22 protein-coding genes are annotated in these 17,267 nt (G+C 66.0%); 10 read left to right on the top strand and 12 right to left on the bottom strand.

Annotation, left to right across the window (positions count from 1 at the left end; genetic code table 11):
- Positions 1-3: 3 nt before the first annotated feature.
- The 3 genes from NIBR502770_RS15230 to NIBR502770_RS15220 form a co-directional block, all read right to left on the bottom strand.
- A complete protein-coding gene (locus tag NIBR502770_RS15230; protein WP_141159305.1) occupies positions 4-1,323 on the bottom strand; it encodes an ammonium transporter in 1,320 nt (439 codons plus the stop codon).
- A 324-nt stretch (positions 1,324-1,647) separates the two neighbouring features.
- On the bottom strand, positions 1,648-2,442 hold the full coding sequence (locus NIBR502770_RS15225; RefSeq protein WP_141182491.1) for a carbon-nitrogen hydrolase family protein: 795 nt from the start codon (positions 2,440-2,442) through the stop codon (positions 1,648-1,650).
- Positions 2,442-2,678 carry a DUF2630 family protein gene (locus NIBR502770_RS15220; protein ID WP_141182490.1) on the bottom strand — a complete coding sequence of 79 codons (237 nt, stop codon included), beginning with the start codon at positions 2,676-2,678 and terminating at the stop codon, positions 2,442-2,444. Before NIBR502770_RS15220 ends, NIBR502770_RS15225 begins: the two co-directional genes overlap by 1 nt.
- Positions 2,679-2,763: 85 nt before the next feature.
- Between NIBR502770_RS15220 and NIBR502770_RS15215 the strand changes: the two genes are divergently transcribed.
- Complete coding sequence (locus tag NIBR502770_RS15215) at positions 2,764-3,162, top strand: hypothetical protein (protein WP_141182489.1); 399 nt, start codon at positions 2,764-2,766, stop codon at positions 3,160-3,162.
- Here the strand turns inward: NIBR502770_RS15215 and NIBR502770_RS15210 are convergent.
- The 4 genes from NIBR502770_RS15210 to NIBR502770_RS15195 form a co-directional block, all read right to left on the bottom strand.
- A complete protein-coding gene (locus NIBR502770_RS15210) occupies positions 3,159-3,491 on the bottom strand; it encodes a DUF202 domain-containing protein (RefSeq protein WP_141159309.1) in 333 nt (110 codons plus the stop codon). The two genes, NIBR502770_RS15215 and NIBR502770_RS15210, sit on opposite strands and share 4 nt — an antisense overlap.
- A 3-nt stretch (positions 3,492-3,494) precedes the next feature.
- Positions 3,495-3,845 (bottom strand): YidH family protein, encoded by a 351-nt coding sequence (locus tag NIBR502770_RS15205; protein ID WP_141161464.1) that lies wholly within the window; start codon positions 3,843-3,845, stop codon positions 3,495-3,497.
- A gap of 91 nt (positions 3,846-3,936) precedes the next feature.
- On the bottom strand, positions 3,937-5,139 hold the full coding sequence (lhgO, locus tag NIBR502770_RS15200) for an L-2-hydroxyglutarate oxidase (RefSeq protein WP_141182488.1): 1,203 nt from the start codon (positions 5,137-5,139) through the stop codon (positions 3,937-3,939).
- A 58-nt stretch (positions 5,140-5,197) separates the two neighbouring features.
- Complete coding sequence (locus NIBR502770_RS15195) at positions 5,198-5,557, bottom strand: YnfA family protein (RefSeq protein WP_141182487.1); 360 nt, start codon at positions 5,555-5,557, stop codon at positions 5,198-5,200.
- A 203-nt stretch (positions 5,558-5,760) separates the two neighbouring features.
- Between NIBR502770_RS15195 and NIBR502770_RS15190 the strand changes: the two genes are divergently transcribed.
- Both NIBR502770_RS15190 and NIBR502770_RS15185 read left to right on the top strand, forming a co-directional pair.
- Positions 5,761-6,858 carry a ferredoxin reductase gene (locus tag NIBR502770_RS15190; protein ID WP_141159311.1) on the top strand — a complete coding sequence of 366 codons (1,098 nt, stop codon included), beginning with the start codon at positions 5,761-5,763 and terminating at the stop codon, positions 6,856-6,858.
- A 13-nt stretch (positions 6,859-6,871) separates the two neighbouring features.
- A complete protein-coding gene (locus tag NIBR502770_RS15185; protein ID WP_141159312.1) occupies positions 6,872-8,041 on the top strand; it encodes an acyl-CoA desaturase in 1,170 nt (389 codons plus the stop codon).
- Between the two features lie 67 nt (positions 8,042-8,108).
- On the opposite strand, the gene NIBR502770_RS15180 is transcribed toward NIBR502770_RS15185, so the two are convergent.
- The 4 genes from NIBR502770_RS15180 to NIBR502770_RS15165 all read right to left on the bottom strand — a co-directional run bounded on the left by NIBR502770_RS15180 (position 8,109) and on the right by NIBR502770_RS15165 (position 10,953).
- Positions 8,109-9,200, bottom strand: coding sequence for a cation diffusion facilitator family transporter (locus tag NIBR502770_RS15180; protein WP_141182486.1), 1,092 nt, complete (start codon positions 9,198-9,200; stop codon positions 8,109-8,111).
- The gene (locus NIBR502770_RS15175) at positions 9,197-9,574 is read right to left on the bottom strand and encodes a metalloregulator ArsR/SmtB family transcription factor (RefSeq protein ID WP_141182485.1); all 378 of its coding nucleotides are present in this window, start codon (positions 9,572-9,574) and stop codon (positions 9,197-9,199) included. Before NIBR502770_RS15175 ends, NIBR502770_RS15180 begins: the two co-directional genes overlap by 4 nt.
- 156 nt (positions 9,575-9,730) lie before the next feature.
- Complete coding sequence (locus NIBR502770_RS15170; RefSeq protein ID WP_141159315.1) at positions 9,731-10,141, bottom strand: response regulator transcription factor; 411 nt, start codon at positions 10,139-10,141, stop codon at positions 9,731-9,733.
- Positions 10,142-10,209: 68 nt separating this feature from the next.
- On the bottom strand, positions 10,210-10,953 hold the full coding sequence (locus NIBR502770_RS15165; RefSeq protein ID WP_141159316.1) for a GAF and ANTAR domain-containing protein: 744 nt from the start codon (positions 10,951-10,953) through the stop codon (positions 10,210-10,212).
- Between the two features lie 290 nt (positions 10,954-11,243).
- Here NIBR502770_RS15165 and NIBR502770_RS15160 point away from each other — a divergent pair, with 290 nt between their 5' ends.
- The 3 genes from NIBR502770_RS15160 (at position 11,244) to NIBR502770_RS15150 (ending at position 13,814) form a co-directional block, all read left to right on the top strand.
- Positions 11,244-11,837 (top strand): adenylate kinase, encoded by a 594-nt coding sequence (locus NIBR502770_RS15160; RefSeq protein WP_141182484.1) that lies wholly within the window; start codon positions 11,244-11,246, stop codon positions 11,835-11,837.
- Between the two features lie 45 nt (positions 11,838-11,882).
- The gene (locus tag NIBR502770_RS15155) at positions 11,883-12,761 is read left to right on the top strand and encodes an NAD(P)-dependent oxidoreductase (RefSeq protein WP_141182483.1); all 879 of its coding nucleotides are present in this window, start codon (positions 11,883-11,885) and stop codon (positions 12,759-12,761) included.
- Between the two features lie 255 nt (positions 12,762-13,016).
- Positions 13,017-13,814 (top strand): phosphatase PAP2 family protein, encoded by a 798-nt coding sequence (locus tag NIBR502770_RS15150; RefSeq protein ID WP_141159319.1) that lies wholly within the window; start codon positions 13,017-13,019, stop codon positions 13,812-13,814.
- A 19-nt stretch (positions 13,815-13,833) separates the two neighbouring features.
- On the opposite strand, the gene NIBR502770_RS15145 is transcribed toward NIBR502770_RS15150, so the two are convergent.
- Complete coding sequence (locus NIBR502770_RS15145) at positions 13,834-14,151, bottom strand: MerR family transcriptional regulator (RefSeq protein ID WP_141182482.1); 318 nt, start codon at positions 14,149-14,151, stop codon at positions 13,834-13,836.
- A gap of 146 nt (positions 14,152-14,297) precedes the next feature.
- Here NIBR502770_RS15145 and NIBR502770_RS15140 point away from each other — a divergent pair, with 146 nt between their 5' ends.
- The 4 genes from NIBR502770_RS15140 (at position 14,298) to NIBR502770_RS15125 (ending at position 17,267) form a co-directional block, all read left to right on the top strand.
- Complete coding sequence (locus tag NIBR502770_RS15140) at positions 14,298-14,723, top strand: Hsp20/alpha crystallin family protein (protein ID WP_141183460.1); 426 nt, start codon at positions 14,298-14,300, stop codon at positions 14,721-14,723.
- Between the two features lie 59 nt (positions 14,724-14,782).
- A complete protein-coding gene (locus NIBR502770_RS15135) occupies positions 14,783-15,157 on the top strand; it encodes a J domain-containing protein (protein ID WP_141182481.1) in 375 nt (124 codons plus the stop codon).
- Positions 15,158-15,247: 90 nt separating this feature from the next.
- The gene (locus NIBR502770_RS15130) at positions 15,248-15,625 is read left to right on the top strand and encodes a hypothetical protein (RefSeq protein ID WP_141159322.1); all 378 of its coding nucleotides are present in this window, start codon (positions 15,248-15,250) and stop codon (positions 15,623-15,625) included.
- A gap of 97 nt (positions 15,626-15,722) precedes the next feature.
- Positions 15,723-17,267 (top strand): glycoside hydrolase family 1 protein, encoded by a 1,545-nt coding sequence (locus NIBR502770_RS15125; protein WP_141182480.1) that lies wholly within the window; start codon positions 15,723-15,725, stop codon positions 17,265-17,267.

The raw sequence follows: 17,267 nt of genomic DNA, 5'->3' as shown, positions 1-17,267 counted from the left end.
GACTTACGCGAAGGAGTCTTCCTTGGCATGCCGTTCAGCGGGAGCCGGGGCCGTTGGAATGTGGGCCGCGGCGTGGCGCAGGGGATTGAAGCCCGCTCCGATCTCGCCGAAGGCGTAGGCCGTCTCGGCGTGCTCAGCCAGGTCCACGCCGGCGGTCTCAGCCTCGTGGCTGACACGGAAGCCAACAGTCTTGTGGATCACCCGGCCGATGACCGCGGTTCCTGCGCCGGACAGCAGGAGCGTGATGACTACCGCGGCCACCTGGGCGATGAGCTGCTGGACTCCGCCGCCGTAGAAGAGACCGCCGCCCTGGCCGTTCACCGGGAGGGCGATGAACCCCAGCGAAAGGGTGCCGATAAGGCCTGCGCCCAGGTGGACACCCACCACGTCCAGGGAGTCATCAAGGCCAAACCGGTACTTGAGGTCCACGAACACGCAGCAGGCGGCTCCCGCCACCAGGCCCAGGCCGATGGCGGCCACCGGGCTGATGTTGGCGCAGGACGGGGTGATGGCCACCAGCCCGGCGACCACGCCGGAGGCTGCACCCAGGGAGGTCGGGTGTCCGTGGCGGATCTTTTCGGTGACCAGCCAGCTCAGCATGGCCGCGGCAGGAGCCACAAGGGTGTTGATCCAGATGAGGCCGGCCTGTTCCACGCTGGTGGCAGCTCCGCCGTTGAAGCCGAACCAGCCAAACCACAGGATTGCGGCGCCGAGCATGATGAAAGGCAGGTTGTGGGGGCGGTGGTTGGGGTCCTTCGCGAATCCGTGGCGCTGGCCAACAATAACGGCGAGCACCAGGGCTGCAGTTCCCGAACTGATTTCCACCACGGCGCCGCCGGCGAAATCAATGACCTGGCCGAAGATTTCCGTGACGGCCCCGCCAGCGCTCATCAGTCCGCCACCCCAGATCATGTAGGCGAGGGGGCAGTAGATCAGGGTGATCCATACGGGCACGAACAGGACCCAGGCGCTGAACTTGGCACGGTCGGCGATGGCGCCACTGATCAGGGCGACGGTGACAATGGCGAAGGTAGCGCTGTAGCCGGCCTTGAGGAGGTCCGGTGAACCCATCAGGTCCTGCAGGCCAAAGCTGGTAAAGGGGTTGCCGAACAGTCCCAGGATGCCGTTCCCGGTGGTCATGGAGTAGCCCCAGAGGACCCAGACCACGCCGACAATCCCCGCCGAGATGAAGCTCATCATGATCATGTTCAGGGCAGCCTTGGCGCGGGTCATGCCGCCGTAGAAGAGGCCAAGCCCGGGGGTCATCAGGAGGACCATTGCGGCCGAAATCATCAGCCAGACGTGTTGGGCAGTGATTTCCACCGGTGGGTCCCTTCGCGATGTGAACGTGGTGCGGGACCCGTGTGGCCCCGCGGCATTTCCCCCGGGATCCATTTTTCGCGGCGTGTGTTTCAATCAATGCCGCCTAAAGTTGCGGCCACGTTACACAAATTGCCCGTGCGTGAAGTTCACGTATCAACTATGTTTCGGGCGTGTAAACGGCCTCTCCTCCGGCGGCTGCTTCGACATCCCTTCACCCGGCCCGTTCCCTGCAACCGCAGGCTGGAGGGGCCTGCGGCAGGTGAGCTCCGCCGTCGTCCGCCCCTGTGCCGGCTGTTTCGAAGCCGTGAACGGCACCTCACCCCGTCAGAAGGTGCGGGCGTTGGCGAGGACCGGCAGTGTGGCCCGGACGTCCTCCACGGTTGACGGGTCGATGTCGACGACGGCGAGTTCAGGTTTCCCGCCCAGGGCAACCACAGGCTTCCCCAGGGGTGTGATCACCGCGCTGTGCCCGATGCCCGTGGGTGCTGTGCCCGCCGGGCCGGCACCCACCGTTTGGGGATCGCCCTGTCCGCACGCAACCACAAATGTGGTGCTGTCCAGAGCCCGGGCGCGCACCAGCAGGTCCCACTGCTCCGCCTTGCCTTCACCGGCGCCCCACGAGGCGCACACGATATTCACCTGGGCGCCTGCATTGGCGTTTGCCGTGAACAGCCCTGGAAAGCGGACGTCGTAGCAGGTGGCCAGGCCAAACACGGTCCCATCGAGCTCGAACGTCACCGGGGCTTCCCCGGCGTCCACCGTCCTGGACTCCGTGAAGCCAAAAGCGTCAAAAAGGTGGACCTTGTCGTACGCCGCCTCCAGCCCGGGCCCGGTGACCAGGAGGGTGTTACGGACCCGGCCGTCTTTCCCCGGCGTGAACATGCCGGCCACGATCGCCAGGTCCAGCTCGGCAGCCATCCTGCGGACCTCGCCGGCCCACGGCCCGTCCACGGGCTCGGCAATGTCTTTCAGGGAATGGCCAAAGGCGCGCATGGTCGCCTCGGGAAAGACCACCAGTTGGGCGCCGGCGTTCTTGGCCTGGGCGGCATACTCCCAAACGAGTTCCAGGTTGGCCGTGGGGTCGGCGCCGCTGATGATCTGCGCTACTGCAATCCGCATTACTGCCTGTAACCCTCCACTTCGCTGATCGGGCGGGCCTCGGCGTCGTTCGGGTTCTCGCCCGAATCCTTCTTGGCCCGCCGTTGGCGCAGCAGGTCCCAGTACTGGTCCAGGCTTTCTTCCACATACTTGAGCCGTGCCTGGTCCGGCGCCTGCCCGTCACCCGAGCCTTCGCGCAGCGAGTGCTCCTCCTCCACCAGGGCCTGGATGTGCGACAAAATATCCTGATCATTCATGGCTACCCCTAACTCCGGTCCGGTCCCCTTCAGCGTACGTACCCGGTGCTGAAGGAGCCAGCCCCTGAGCGGTACCATCAACTTCATGCCCACTGCGCTCGATATGGCAGGTCCCATCCTGGAAGTGCTCACCTGGTTGTGCCTGCCCGCAGGGTTGGGGCTGCTCTTCTACACCGGATTCCTCCGCCGCTTCGTGCACCCCTGGGATGTTGCAGAGGGCGTGGTGTACTCGGATTCCACCGGTGTGGGCTTCCGCTGGCTCGACCGGAAGCACCAGGTGCACCACGCCCCAATGTCCCCTTACGACATCAGGGACATGGCCGCTGGGGACACCCTCCCCATCTATTACCACCCCAAGCGCCCCACGCAGTGGCAGACCACCAGGCCGGAAGAGGCGGGCAGGACGGCCTCGGTCCTGGGCCGCTGCCTCACGGCAATCGGCGCCGTGGCGCTGCTGGCCGGCTTCGTCCTGCCGATGTTCTAGCTGACCAGGACCACCACTATTCCCAGGCACCCCAGGGCGACGCCCGCAAAGGCAGTCCAAAGGACGGCGGGCAGGTCGGCCTCGATGCTTTCGCCTGCCAGGCCGTGGGACCTGGCCCGGTAACGGCGGCGCTGGGTGAGGTAGATGGCAAGGGCAGCCCCGCCCGAAATCACCGGCAGTACCAGGATGGGCGCGCCGTAGGTGGGGAGCCAGCGCAGGAAGAAAGCGCTCGCCGTAGCCAGCGCCAGCATAGTCCGCCCCCATGCGAGGGCGGTCCGCTCGGGCTGGAGGCCGGGATCGCCGTGGGGGCTGGGTGCGTGTGCTGCCACAGTTCAGCGCCAGAGGATGAAGACCAGTACGACGGCGGCGGCCAGCGCGCCTGCGCCGGCCAACAGGGGCACAAAAAGCGGCAGCGGCAGCGGCGCCTTATTGCGCATGCTCCGTTCCACCCGAAGCCACCGAAGGGCGGCGCCACCGCTGAGCATCATGCCCAGCAGCAGCAACAGGATGGCCAGGCCTTTCCGGACAGGTTCGATGAAGAGGCCGGAGGTGAATGCCTCGATGGCGATGCCCCCTGCCAGCAGCGCCAGCGACGTCCGGATCCAGGCCAGGAAGGTGCGTTCGTTCGCCAGCGTGAAGCGCGGGTCCGGTTCCTCGCCGCCGGGGAGCAGCCGTTCGGCCATCCTTCCGCGCGATGGCGGGACGGTGGGCCTGGGGGGCTGCTCACTGTTGATCACCGGGCCAGTTTAGCCGCGGCGGGTGAGGGGCTGCCGGTCAGGAAATATGGCGGAGCGCGGCTTTGCCGGCAAGGTGATCCCCAATGGGCAGGGCGGCTGTTGCGGCGGGGGAAGGGGCGCTCAGGACGTGGATCATCCGCTCTGTCTCCGCCAGCAGGAAGTCGTGGAGGAGCGTTCCATCCCGGCGTACAGCCTGTGCACGGATGCCTGCCCCGTACGGCAGCAGGTCCGCTTTGGCCAGGCCCGGAGCGTATTTGCGGCATTCCTGCAGGTAGCTTCCCTTGAACAGCGAGTTGCGGACCTCGCGCACCGCGGTGGCTGCGTTGGACCGGGCCACACGCCACAGCCCCGGAAAGCGCACGTAGCGGCCCACATCCCTGAGGTCCACCGAGAATTTGGGATAGCCCTCCCGGGCCAGGCCCAGCACCGCGTTGGGTCCCACCGTGATGCTGCCGTGGATGGTGGGGGTGAGATGTACCCCCAGGAAAGGCAGGTCCGGGTCCGGTACCGGGTAGATGAGGTGCGTAACGTAATCCGACTTGGCGTCCGGCAACTCAAAATATTCTCCGCGGAAGGGAATGATCTGCACGTCGATGTTCATTCCGGCCATTTCCGCCAGGCGGTCCGACTGCAGGCCCGCACAGGCCACCAGGCGGCGGCAGGAATAGAGGGCGTGGGCTGTGCCAACGTCCACCCGGTCTGAATGCTCCACGATGGAGTCCACCCTGGCTCCGGTGATGACCCGGCCGCCGGCAGCGGAGATGAGGTCAGCCAGTTTCCGCGCCACGTCCCGGTAGTCCACGATTCCGGTGCTGGGAATGAACAGGGCGCCCAGGCCCGAAACGTTGGGCTCGCGCCGGTTGAGTTCGTCTTGGCCAATGCGCTCGCAGGGCAGCCCATGGACGGCCGCGCGTTCTTCCAGGCGGTCCAGCCTGTCTAATTCCACCGCGGACGTTGCCACCAGCAGTTTGCCCGGCTCGGCGTACCTGATGCCGTGTTCCCGGCAGAACTCCTTGGTCTGCTGCGACCCCGCCTTGCTGAACCGTGCCTTGAGGCTGTCCGGGGCGTAGTAGATCCCGGAGTGGATGACGCCGCTGTTGTGTCCGGTCTGGTGTGATGCCAGGGACTCCGCGGCCTCCAGCAGGACCAGCGAAGCTCCCGGTTGCTTCTGCAGCAGCTGGTAGGCGGTTGCCAGGCCTATGATTCCGCCGCCGATAACGCAGTAGTCCACCCGGTCCACAGGGCCCGCCTTTCGTCGTGGGTAGATCTTAGCCACCGCCGCTGCCCACGCGCTCCTGCTATCCGCCGCTGCGGGGAGCAAACATGATCACGGCAACCCCCAGGAGGCACACCAGGGACCCGGTGATGTCCCACCGGTCCGGGCGGAAGCCGTCAAAGGCCATGCCCCAGGCCAGGGAACCGGCCACGAACACGCCGCCGTAGGCCGCAAGGATCCGGCCGAAATGGGCATCTGGCTGGAGCGTGGCCACGAAACCGTAAGCTCCCAGCGCGATCACGCCAAGCCCGGCCCACCACCAGTCCCTGCCTTCGCGCACGGCCTGCCACACCAGCCAGGCCCCACCTATTTCCGCGGCGGCGGCCAGCACGAACAGCACGATGGTCTTGAAAACATTGACAGACTCGCCAGGGATACCCACGAAGCCATCATGCCAGCCGGTAATGCGGCCCGGCGGGGGCCCTGGGAGGGAGCCGAATGGACGGCGGGAACCTTCCTTGATACCTAACCGTTACTCTTAGAGGGCGACGTGGGGGCTTCGCGCCGATAACTAGCGTGTGACTGCGGAACGGTCATATGACGGAGAGAGAGAAATATGGCTCACACCGCTCTAGGCTTAACCGTATGATCCGGCTACGTCAGCTGGCCCAGGCGGCCTCAGTGCTTACCACCCCCTTGGCGCCGGAAGACATTCTGGCCCTGTTCAACCCTGTCTACTCGGCTCGCCAGCTTCGGGGCGTGGTCACCCGCGTGGTGCAGGAAACCGCGCAGTCGGCAACCATCTTTTTCCGCCCCGGCCGCGGGTGGAAGGCGCACCTGGCGGGGCAGTGGGCCCGCATCGGCGTCGAGCTCGACGGCGTGCGGCACTGGCGTTCCTACTCCCTTAGCGCTCCCGCAGGCAAGGATCCTGCCATCACCGTCACCGACGTCGGCGCAGTGTCCGGCACGCTGGTGCGCACCACCAAGCCCGGCGATGTCCTGTTTCTGGCTCCGCCGCAGGGCGACTTCGTCCTTCCGGAGCACCCCCGCCCCCTTCTCATGGTCACCGCCGGCAGTGGCATCACTCCGGTGATGTCCATGATCCGTACCCTTGTGCCGCGGCGTCCGGATGCCGACGTCGTGCTGGTCCACTCCGCACGCACCCCGGGTGACAGCCTGTTCCGTGAAGAGCTGGCCGAGCTCGCGGACCAGTTCCCCAACTTCCGCCTGGCGCACTGGTACACCGGTGAGCAGGGCCGCATGGACTTCTCCAGCACCAAAGAGTTGGACGAGATCTGCCCCGACTGGAAGGAACGGGCGGCCTACGCCTGCGGCCCGGACAGCTTCCTGGACGACGCCGAGGCCCTCTGGAAGCGCGCCGCCCTGACCACCAGGGCACCCGGAACCGACGTCGCCGTTGCCGGAGACGCCGGCAACCTCATGATCGAACGCTTCAACACCACCTTCAACGCCGGCGTAGGGCACGACGGCGGCCTGGTCACCTTCGAGGCATCCGACCGGGAGGTGGAAGCCGACGGCGACACCCCCATCCTGGACATCGGCGAGGACGCCGGGGTGCTGATGCCCAGCGGCTGCCGGATGGGCATCTGCCACAGCTGCCTCACACCACTCCTGGCGGGGCAGGTCCGCGACCTGCGGACCGGGGAAATCCACGGGGAACCAGGCCAACTCATCCAAACGTGTGTCTCGGCAGCCGCCGGACCCGTCAACCTCGAAATCTGAGGAGCACCACGGAATGTCTGTAATCACACCAAGCAAGGTCACCCCCGCGGGAAGCTCGAGAACCCGGCCCGGGAAGCTTGCCGAATCCGGCAGCCCCGCCGTCCGGCCCCCCGCAGCCGCGCACCTCAGCGATGAGCAGGTAGCGGAGCTGGGCCGTGAGCTCGACGCCATCCGGGACGAGATCCTGGGCAAGCGCGGGGCGGAGGACGCCGCCTACATCCGCCGGATGATCAAGATCCAGCGTGGCCTGGAGATTTCCGGCCGCGCCGCCCTCCTGGTCAGCAAGAACAAAGCCGCGTGGGTCGCGGGGACCACCCTGCTCAGCCTGGCCAAGATCCTGGAAAACATGGAGCTGGGCCACAACATCCTGCACGGCCAGTGGGACTGGATGCGGGACCCGGACATCCACTCCACCACCTGGGAATGGGACTTCGTCACCCCCTCGCGGTCCTGGCAGCACACCCACAACGACCTGCACCACCGGTGGACCAACGTGGTGGGCAAGGACAACGACGTCGGATACAACCTCCTGCGCATGGACGAGAACCAGCCGTGGAAGCCCATCAATCTGGCCAACCCGTTGTTCAACGCCATCCTGGCGCCGGTTTTCGAGTGGGGCATCGCCATCTACGACCTCGAGCTGACCGAGTACAAGGAAGGCACCAAGTCCAAGGAAGCCCTGCTCAAGGACCTCAAGGCGCTGGGCAAGAAGGTCGTAACCCAGTTCACCAAGGACTACGCGGCCACTCCTGCCGTCGCCATGCTGACCGGATCCGCCAAGCAGGCGCTGTTCGGCACGATCACTGCCAACGCCATCCGCAATGTCTGGGCCCACGCGGTCATCTTCTGCGGCCACTTCCCGGAAGGAACCGACACCTTCACCGAAGAGATGGTGGACGGCGAAACCCGCGGTGACTGGTATGTCCGGCAGATGATTGGCTCAGCCAACATCTCAGGCTCGAAATTCATGCACCTTATGACGGGCAACCTCTCGCACCAGATTGAGCACCACCTCTTCCCGGACCTGCCCTCCAACCGGTACGCGGAGGTGGCGCCGAGGGTCCGTGAGATCTGCCAGCGCTACGGCCTGAAGTACACCACCGGTCCGCTCCTGAAGCAGGTGGGCTCGTCCTGGGCCAAGGTCTTCAAACTGGCGCTGCCTGGAAAGCCTGCCCGGGCCTAGGCCGGAAATCCCATCAACGCAGAAGTGGCCCGCCGTCTGGCAGGGCCACTTCTGCGTTTTGTGCCTGCTACCGCCGGGTGGCGGGAGCCAGGAGCATGTGGTCAAGCTTGGGCAGTGCGTGCCGGAGCCGGTGGCCGGCGCGGTCAAGGATCTCTTCGGCCTGCGACAACTCCGTGTCAGCGAGTTCGATCCGTGCCGATCCCTGGAGGCGGTGGCCGGACCACCGCAGCTGCAGGTTTCCTACCGCGAGGACGCCCGGCGTCTCCTCCAGTGCCAGCAGTGCGCGCGAAACCAGGTCTGGTTCGATGCCATCCATGAGCCGCCGGCCGATGCTCCGGACGGTGCCCCAGAGCAGCACCATGATGGCTGCTGAAATGACCAAGCCAACGATGGGATCCGCCAGCGGAAAACCGAGCATGACGCCGACGGCGCCGATCACCACAGCCAACGAGGTGAAACCGTCGGTCCGGGCGTGCACGCCGTCGGCCACCAGCGCTGCGGAACCGATCCTGCGGCCGACCCGGATGCGGTAAATGGCTACGGCCTCGTTTCCTGCAAAGCCGATAAGGCCCGCGGCCATGACCCAGCCCAGGTTCTGGAGCGGCTGGGGATGGATCAGCCGGTCCACCGACTGCCAACCGGCCACGACGGCGGAGAGCGCCACCACAGCCACGATGAACAGGCCGGCCAGGTCCTCTGCCCGGCCGTAGCCGTAGGTGTACCGGCGGTTGGCGGCCCTGCGCCCGAGGATGAAGGCAACCCACAGGGGCACCGCGGTCAGGGCATCGGAGAAGTTGTGGATGGTGTCCGCCAGCAAGGCCACCGAGCTGCTGAACAGGACCACCAGGAACTGCAGCACGGTGGTGGCCAGCAGCACGAACATGCTGATCTTCAGCGCACGGATGCCCTCGGTGCTGGCTTCCATCGCGTCGTCAATGGAATCTGCGGCGTCGTGCGTGTGCGGCACGAACAGTTCGAACAGCCAGCCCTTGAACCCGGAATGGTGATGGTGGTCGTGGTCGTGGTCGTGGTCGTGATGGTGGTGGTCGTGGTCGTGGTCGTGATGGTGGTGGTCGTGGTCGTGGTCGTGGTCGTGCCCGTGGTCATGGTCATGCCCGTGCCCGTGGGTGTGCGTTGACTCCTGGTGCGGCCGGCTCATGAGGCACTCCGTTGCGCGGTGTGGTTGGCGGCCCGGTGGTGGGCCGGTTCCCCGCCGAGGGCATGCTCGGCCTGGAAAATCGCGTCGGCCACCAGCTGCCGGGCGTGTTCGTTCTCCAGCCGGTACATCACCCGGGTTCCGTCCTGGCGGGTAGACACCATTCGTGCCAGCCTCATTTTTGCCAGGTGCTGGGATACGGCGGCGGGAGATTTGCCCACAACGTCCGCAAGGGCGCCCACCGCCATCTCCCCCTCGCGGAGCGCAAGGACTATGCGCACCCTGGTGGCATCCGCCAGCATGGCGAACACCTCCACTGCCAGCTCCACGTACTGGCTGTCGGTGCCCAGGGCGCAAGCATTCTTATCTGCATTCATGCGCATATAGTGTCATACCTTCGGCCGTGGTGCACACGGATCCACGGCTCCCCCCTGGGCGACCGGCAGTAGGAAGGGCGCGCGTCCGACGGCGGCAACGCGCCGCCGTCGGACGCTGTCCCGCCGCCGAGGCGTTCTGCCGCGCGGCCGGCGGGCTCAGCAGTGCGATTTGCCGGGTAGGTGCGGCTCCCCTGAGGCGGCCGCCGCCGGGCACAGCTGCCCGGCGAGCTCCTTCAGTTCCTTCGGATGGAAGGGTTTGGTGAGGTAGCCGGCGGCCCCGGACGCCATGCCGGCAAGGACGTCGTCCTCCTCGGAGCGGGCGGTGAGGAACAGCAGGGGCGCGGTGGTGAGGTTTCCGATGGCTTGCGCCACCACGTGCCCGTCCATATCCGGAAGGCCAAGGTCCAGGGTGACCAGGGCGATGGCGGGATCGGCCGCTGCGGCGATGCCCTCCGCGCCTGTGGCCACGGCTGTGACCTTGAAGCCCGCATGGGCAAGGACCACGGAGATCAGGCCCCGGATATCGTCGTCATCTTCTACGACAAGGCAAACACGCTGCTGTTCCAAATTGAGCCCCCCGGCGAAAAGTTGGCACCATTCTACTGGGCGGGCGGGGATGCAGCAGGCCGCGGGGCCTAGCCGTCGTAATGGGTGCGCGCAGGCCCTTGGCCCAGGGCGTTCACCACGGCCGCGGCCACATCGTGGAGCTTGGTGTTGCGGGTGCTCGACGCGGTCTTCAGGATGGCGAAAGCGTCCTCCTGGCTGCACCGGTTCTGGGCCATGATGATGCCCACCGCCATGTCGATTACCGTGCGGGACTCCAGGGTGGCGCGGAGGTTCGCCGCCGTCTCGCTGTAATGCGCAAAGCGCACTGCAAGGCGGAGCGCCAGGGATGTTTGGCTGACGAAATCCTCGGCGAACTTCAGTACCCGGCCCCCGAAGCGATGGGCTCGGCGGGAGTACAGCAGCAGTGCTGCCTTGGTTTCACCTTCGAGCCGGAAGGGAAGGGCGGCAACCGACCGGACCCCCTTCGCCAGGACGGCAGGGGAGTAGTCTGGCCAGCGCCCGTCGTCGTCGAGGTCCGGCGCGTGGACAGTCTCCTGCGCCGTGAATGCGGTCAGGCTCGGAGTCTCGGCGAACCTGTGCTCGAGCCGTCCGATGGACTTTGCCTCGGGGCTGCTGCTGGCTATCGTCGCTGTCTTCCGCTGCCGGAGCAGGGTAATGGCGCACAGCATCTCGTCGCCGGGCTCGGAAAGGTTACGTGCGGACACCTGTGCCAGTTCGTTGAGGAAGTCCTCAACGTCGGAGCTGTTGAGGACCAGTTCATGCAGGTGTTCGGTGATGGATGTATCGGTTTTTGCTGTTGACTCGCCGGCCACGGTTTCTTGGTGCCATTCGTTCAGGTCAAAACGAGCCTGCAACACATAGGCGGCCCCACAGTTGGGCGGGGAGCCGGTGATGGTCGCTGGATCGACGAACTTTCCAACGGCCTGCTGCTAAACCGATAACCAGAGTATATACATTCCCCGGTGGGGCGAATCCCATTCCCGCGCCAGCCGTAACACCGGTTGCTGGCGCCGGACAGGGGCCAACCGGCACAATGAAGCGGGATCCGGTGCTGCCTCCGACTGGACCATAGACCGTGCTCCCGCTGCGGAAGGACAGGAACATGAGCAGGCTCCTTATCATCGGCCCACCGGGCTCCGGCAAGGGAACGCAGGCCGGGCACCTGGCGCGGCATTTCCAGGTCCCGGCCGTGTCCACCGGGGACATCTTCAGGAGCAACGTCAGGCGGAAGACGGACTTGGGGAACCAGGCCGCCCGGTACCTCGATGACGGCCATTTCGTCCCGGACCACCTCACCAACGCGCTGGTGAAGGACCGGCTCCTGGAAAGCGATGCGAGGAAAGGATTCCTGCTGGACGGCTATCCACGCACCGCCCCGCAGGCATTGGAACTGGATAGCATGCTCGCGGACCACGGCCACGTGCTGGACGCTGTCATCGAACTGACGGCGCCGGACGCTGAACTGGAGGAGCGGATGCAGCGGCGTGCCCTGGAGCAGGGCCGCACCGATGACACGATCGACGTTTTTCGGCGCAGGCTGGATCTCTACCGCCGGCAGACCCATGAAGTAGTCTCGGTGTACGCGGGGCGGGGCATCCTGGTGTCCGTCAACGGCAGCGGCGATCCGGGCGGGATTACCGCAGCGGCAATTGCCGCCGTCGAACAGTTCCTTGCAGCCCCGCGCCCTCCGTCCTGACCGAAACACCGCACGGTGAACGCACTCCAACAGAAGGAAACACTGATGAGAATTGCCGTTACAGGCGGAACCGGAAAACTGGGACGGCACGTGGTGCGCCGGCTCACCGACGACGGCCACCAGGTCCTCACCCTGGACCGGGCAGGTGAACGCAGCCCCGAACTCCTGGTGGTGGACCTGCGCAACTACGGGCATGTTGTGGACGCCCTGCTGGGGGTGGACGACAGGCATGAGGGGTTCGACGCCGTGGTGCACCTGGGTGCGATTCCCGCCCCGGGCATCCTTCCGGACGCAGCAACCTTCGAGAACAATATGCTGTCCACCTACAACGTCTTCCAGGCCGCGCGGCGCGCCGGGATCAAGAAGGTGGTGTACGCCTCCAGCGAGACCGTGCTGGGGCTTCCGTTCGACATCGACCCGCCCTACATTCCCGTGGATGAGGAATACCCGCCGCGTCCGGAAAGCACGTACTCCCTGGTGAAGACCCTCGAGGAGCGGATGGCCGTGGAAATGACGCGGTGGGACCCGGAGCTGAGCATCACGGGCCTGCGGTTCTCCAACGTCATGGATGAAGCCGACTACGAAAAGTTCCCCTCCTTCGATGCCGACCCGACGCTTCGGAAGTGGAACCTGTGGGGCTACATCGACGGCCGGGACGGCGCCCAGGCCGTAGCCCGGGCGCTGGAGAACGCCAAGCCGGGGTTCGAGGCCTTCATCATCGCCAATGCCGACACCGTGATGAGCCGTTCCAGCGCCGGCCTCGCCGCCGAGGTGTTTCCCGGCGTCAAGGTCACCAAGGAACTGGGCGAGCACGAAACGATGCTTTCCATCGACAAGGCGCGCCGGCTGTTGGGCTACGAGCCCGAGCACAGCTGGCGGAACCACGCAGCAGGCGGCCCGGGCTCCGGGGAGGACCAGGCCTAGGACCAGGTACGCAGCAAACGGTCCGAAGGCCAGCCAGGGGTTGGCACGGGATCGTCCAAGGAGCCGGAAGCCGTGAGCTTCCGGCTCCTGTCCGGTCCACTGCCGGCTCCTACTGGCCGCCGCCGTGGCCGCCGGCCGTCCTTCCGGCCCGGTGATGGAGCGAACGGCCCTACATGGGGATAATCTTCAGGCTAGGCATTCACACAGCACGCCCATCCGGCGTGCACTCACCAGGGCGCAGGGACGGGCAGCACATTGGCACAGAAATCAGCAGGTTCCGCAGCCGCGGGGGCTAAGTCCGGCAGGTGGCACGCCTTCCATGAAAAGTTCGTCGTGGAGGAACGCTACGTCGATGCCGCCGACCGGCGCCGACTTTACCGGGCATCGGTCATCCTGGCCGTCGTGGGGCTGGCGCTCTTCATTGCCACACTGGTCAGCGTGCTGCAGGCGGACGGCCTCACCGTCGCGGACCACCCGGTGCATGACTGGCTGCTCACAACCCGCTCAGCCGCACTTACCGCCTTCATGATCTTCCTGGCCATATTCTTCGGCCCCATCGCGCTGCCCATCATCGTGCTGGTGGTGATCCTTATCTGGGGATTCGCAGCCAAGCATGCCTGGCGCCCCATCCTGCTGGCGTCCGCGATGCTGGCAGGGGTGATCGTCTCCCAGATCATCCTGCACATCGTCCAGCGCTCGCGGCCGCCGGTGGACCAAATGCTGTTCGGCGCGGACCAGACCTTCTCCTACCCGTCCGGGCACGTCCTGGGGGCCTGCGATTTCCTGCTGGTGGGCGCCTACCTGATCTTCTCCCGGCGCCGGAACCCCCGGGCAGCGGTGTTCGGATTCATCGGGGCCGGGATCGGGATCATCCTTGCCATCGTCAGCCGGCTCTACCTGGGCTACCACTGGCCCACCGACACCCTGGCATCCTTCTCGCTGTCGCTGCTCATCCTGGGCGGAGTCATCGCCCTGGATACCTGGCGGACGGCAAGGATTCCGGGCGAACCGGTAACGGGGGAGCTCTCCAAGGAAGAATCCGGCCTGGACTAAGACCGCCCGCGGAGCCGCGTCACTGCGGCCGGGACCTTGCCCGCTTCAGGGCCCGGTGCAGTTCCACGTTCGCTGCCTCCAGTTCCAGGACCTTGGCAATGCCTGCCAGGTTAAGCCCCTCCTCAAGGAGTTCTCCGATCCGCTGCAGGACGGCGATATCGTCGTCGCTGTACTGCCGGGTACCGCCCGCCGTCCTGGAGGGCGTCAACAGCCCCCGTGTCTCGTAAAGCCTGATGTTCTGCTGCCCGGTGCCCGTGAGCTCCGCGGCCACCGAAATGGCGTAAAGGGCCCGCGAACCGGGCGGACGCGCGGGCCGCCCCGCCCCAGGATCTGCCATCTGTACTCCCAAAATTCGTTCCGGCCGGTGCCTTGCTTCAGTTTTCCACGAGTGCTATAAAAAATCTATATTCACTGCCATAGATTAGGTGGCAATGGACAGAAGACGCAGATCCATCACCTTGGAAGCTGAAGGAGTGGGAAATGATGTTGATGCGCACCGACCCGTTCCGTGAGCTGGACCGGCTCACGCAGCAGGTCTTCGGAACCCCCGCGCGTCCGGCCGCGATGCCCATGGACGCCTGGCAGGAGGACGGCGAATTCGTCGTGGCGTTCGACCTTCCCGGCGTGAAGGTGGACTCGCTTGACCTGAACGTTGAACGGAACGTCCTGACCGTGCGGGCCGAGCGGCAGGACCCCACGCAGCCCAATGTGGAGCTCGTGGCCTCGGAACGTCCCCGCGGCGTATTCAGCCGCCAGTTGATCCTGGGTGACACCCTGGACACCGAGAAGATCAAGGCCAGCTACGACCAAGGTGTCCTCACCCTGCGGATTCCGGTTGCCGAACAGGCCAAGCCGCGCAAGATCGAGATCCAGACCCAGCAGGGCGGGATGCAGGAGATCAATACATAGGTTCTTCCCGCGGGCCCCTGCCCATCCCGGCAGGGGCGCCGGTGGAACAGGAGGCTGGGATGACGGATGTCCCCGACTACTACGCCGTCCTGGGCGTAGGCCGGGAAGCCACCCGGCAGGAGATCTCCCATGCGTACCGGGTCCTCATGCGCAGCCACCATCCCGACATGGGCGGCGGGCGCAAGGACGTGCACGAACGGCCACCGGGAAACCCGGTAACGGACGGCGCCCCGGCGCAGCGTGACGAACTCCTGGGAATCATGCAGGCGTTTTACGTGCTCAGTGATCCCGGGCGCCGTGCGGACTACGACAGACGATTGGCTGCGGGGGCACCCACCGTGGTTCCGGTCCGAAAAGTCCGCAGTCCCGGCCGCGGGCCCGGACCTGTCATCCGCATCACCCCGGTGCGGTGGGAAAGCGGGCCGTGGGCCTGATGCCGGGCAGTGCGCCTGAACTCGGCCCCGGCCCTGAACCGGGGAACCAATCAAAAGCAGTCCCCATCATCCAAGGAGGCGCAAAGCTGTATGAGCGACTGGCGGCGCTACGATTCACACCTCATTCCCGCATTCCATGAGCGCTTTGAACAGCGCTGGGGCCCGGGAACCGCACCCTTCCTGGATCCCGAGGCGCACGAACAGCCGCTGCCGCGGGCGCAATGGATCAATCCGGCCACGGGAGCTGCCCTGGCGGTGGTCCCGGTCTGGACGGCCGACGAGAGTCAGCAGCGGTCCTTTGGCGTGTTCTACCTGCCGCCGGCGGGAGACATCTGGGTCCTGCGGCCCGGCTATACCGGGTATCTTGAACCGACCGACGGCGACTCGGAGCACCTGGTGACCCTCCGCAATGACGCCTTCCGGAAGGCGGTGGCGCACGCCAAGGAGTTCCTCTTCGGGTCACAGTAGGCGCCGGTGCCCGGCGCGGAGTTGCTGCTCGTCAGCGGTCCTGCGCTGTGACATTCTGGGACGTACCAAACTTCCGTGACCAAAAGGCTGGACCCCCATGCACATCACCGCCAAGGACCTCGCAGCGCTCATCCCCCCGGGGTTCACGCTTGGCGTCGCAACCGCTGCATTCCAGATCGAGGGAGCCCTGGACGAAGACGGCCGTGGACCTTCCGGCTGGGACAGGTTCGCCGCGAAACCGGGTGCCATCGTGGAGGACCACAGCCCGGTGGTGGCCACTGACCACTACCACCGGATGCCGCAGGACGTGGCCCTGCTGAAGCAGCTTGGCGTGGACTCCTACCGGTTCTCCTTCTCCTGGCCGCGCATCCAGCCCGGCGGAACCGGCCCGGCCAACCGCGCGGGGTTGGCCTTCTACGACCGGCTCCTGGACCAGCTCCTGGCGAACGGGATCTCGCCCATGGCCACCATCTACCACTGGGACACACCCCTGGAGCTGGACGAAGCGGGCGGCTGGATGAACCGCGATACGGCCTACCGGCTGGGCGAATATGCCGCCCTGGTGGCCGAGGCGTTCGGGGACAGGGTGGCCCGCTGGGTCACCATCAACGAACCGGCAACGGTCAGCGCGAACGGCTACGCCTTCGGCCTGCACTCGCCCGGCAAGGAACTGGCCCTGGGCGCGTTTCCCACCGTCCACCACCAGCTGCTGGGCCATGGGCTCGCCGTGCAGGCGCTGCGCGCAGCGAAGGTGCCGGGCGAGATCGGGATGACCAATGTGTACTCACCCATGGTGCCGAACTCGATCAATCCGCTGGACAAGATCAGCGCCGGGGTCATGGACCTTGGCCAGAACCGGCTGTACGCGGACCCGGTCCTGACAGGCAAATACCCGGACCTGATCCGTGCGGCCAAGTTCTTCAGTTCCTTCGAGCACCCGGACGAAGACATGGAGATCATCTCCCAGCCCCTGGACTTCTACGGGCTCAACTACTACATGCCTACCAAGGTGGCGGCTGGACCCGGCGGCGGCACCGTGCCGTCAAGCATGGCGGAAGCCATGGGCAGCGACCTCAGCGCAACAGGCAGCGGGGCAACACCGTTCCACGTGGAGACGTGGCCGGAGGCGGACATCACGGCGTACGGCTGGCCGGTCAAACCGGAGTACATGGCGGTGGCCCTGAAGGAGATGGCGGACCGGTACCCCAACCTGCCGCCGGTGATCATCACCGAAGGCGGTGCCAGTTTCGAGGACATCATTGTCCGGGACAAGTCCACCAACACCCGGTTCATCCCGGATGAACGCCGGCTGAAGTACATTTCCGACCACCTTGAAACGGCGTTGCGGGCCACCGCCCCCGGTGGGGTCGCCGAGTCCGTGGACCTGCGCGGCTACTATGTGTGGTCGTTCCTGGACAACTTCGAATGGTCCGCCGGCTACAAGCAGCCGTTCGGGCTGCTGCACGTTGACTTCGAAACACTGGAGCGCACGCCCAAGGCCTCCTACTTCTGGTTCCAGGAACTCATCGAAGAACGCGACCTGGCAGCCGCTGCCGAGGCCGCAATCGCCCAGGCAGTGGTTCCGGACATGCTGCCCAGCGACGACCTCCCCGGCGCCGATGACCTGTTGGCCAACCCCTGA

It is taken from the genome of Pseudarthrobacter sp. NIBRBAC000502770 (genome assembly GCF_006517815.1).
Taxonomy (GTDB): Bacteria; Actinomycetota; Actinomycetes; order Actinomycetales; family Micrococcaceae; genus Arthrobacter; species Arthrobacter niigatensis.
This window is presented reverse-complemented; position numbering and strand designations above follow the sequence as displayed.

Excerpts from the sequence above, each read along its gene's own strand:
- NIBR502770_RS15225 (WP_141182491.1), bottom strand. The coding sequence starts at position 2,442 with ATGCGGATTGCAGTAGCGCAGATCATCAGCGGCGCCGACCCCACGGCC.
- NIBR502770_RS15220 (WP_141182490.1), bottom strand. The coding sequence starts at position 2,678 with ATGAATGATCAGGATATTTTGTCGCACATCCAGGCCCTGGTGGAGGAG.
- NIBR502770_RS15215 (WP_141182489.1), top strand. The coding sequence starts at position 2,764 with ATGCCCACTGCGCTCGATATGGCAGGTCCCATCCTGGAAGTGCTCACC.
- NIBR502770_RS15205 (WP_141161464.1), bottom strand. The coding sequence starts at position 3,845 with ATGGCCGAACGGCTGCTCCCCGGCGGCGAGGAACCGGACCCGCGCTTC.
- NIBR502770_RS15190 (WP_141159311.1), top strand. The coding sequence starts at position 5,761 with ATGATCCGGCTACGTCAGCTGGCCCAGGCGGCCTCAGTGCTTACCACC.
- NIBR502770_RS15185 (WP_141159312.1), top strand. The coding sequence starts at position 6,872 with ATGTCTGTAATCACACCAAGCAAGGTCACCCCCGCGGGAAGCTCGAGA.
- NIBR502770_RS15180 (WP_141182486.1), bottom strand. The coding sequence starts at position 9,200 with ATGAGCCGGCCGCACCAGGAGTCAACGCACACCCACGGGCACGGGCAT.
- NIBR502770_RS15175 (WP_141182485.1), bottom strand. The coding sequence starts at position 9,574 with ATGAATGCAGATAAGAATGCTTGCGCCCTGGGCACCGACAGCCAGTAC.
- NIBR502770_RS15160 (WP_141182484.1), top strand. The coding sequence starts at position 11,244 with ATGAGCAGGCTCCTTATCATCGGCCCACCGGGCTCCGGCAAGGGAACG.
- NIBR502770_RS15155 (WP_141182483.1), top strand. The coding sequence starts at position 11,883 with ATGAGAATTGCCGTTACAGGCGGAACCGGAAAACTGGGACGGCACGTG.
- NIBR502770_RS15145 (WP_141182482.1), bottom strand. The coding sequence starts at position 14,151 with ATGGCAGATCCTGGGGCGGGGCGGCCCGCGCGTCCGCCCGGTTCGCGG.
- NIBR502770_RS15140 (WP_141183460.1), top strand. The coding sequence starts at position 14,298 with ATGTTGATGCGCACCGACCCGTTCCGTGAGCTGGACCGGCTCACGCAG.
- NIBR502770_RS15135 (WP_141182481.1), top strand. The coding sequence starts at position 14,783 with ATGACGGATGTCCCCGACTACTACGCCGTCCTGGGCGTAGGCCGGGAA.
- NIBR502770_RS15130 (WP_141159322.1), top strand. The coding sequence starts at position 15,248 with ATGAGCGACTGGCGGCGCTACGATTCACACCTCATTCCCGCATTCCAT.
- NIBR502770_RS15125 (WP_141182480.1), top strand. The coding sequence starts at position 15,723 with ATGCACATCACCGCCAAGGACCTCGCAGCGCTCATCCCCCCGGGGTTC.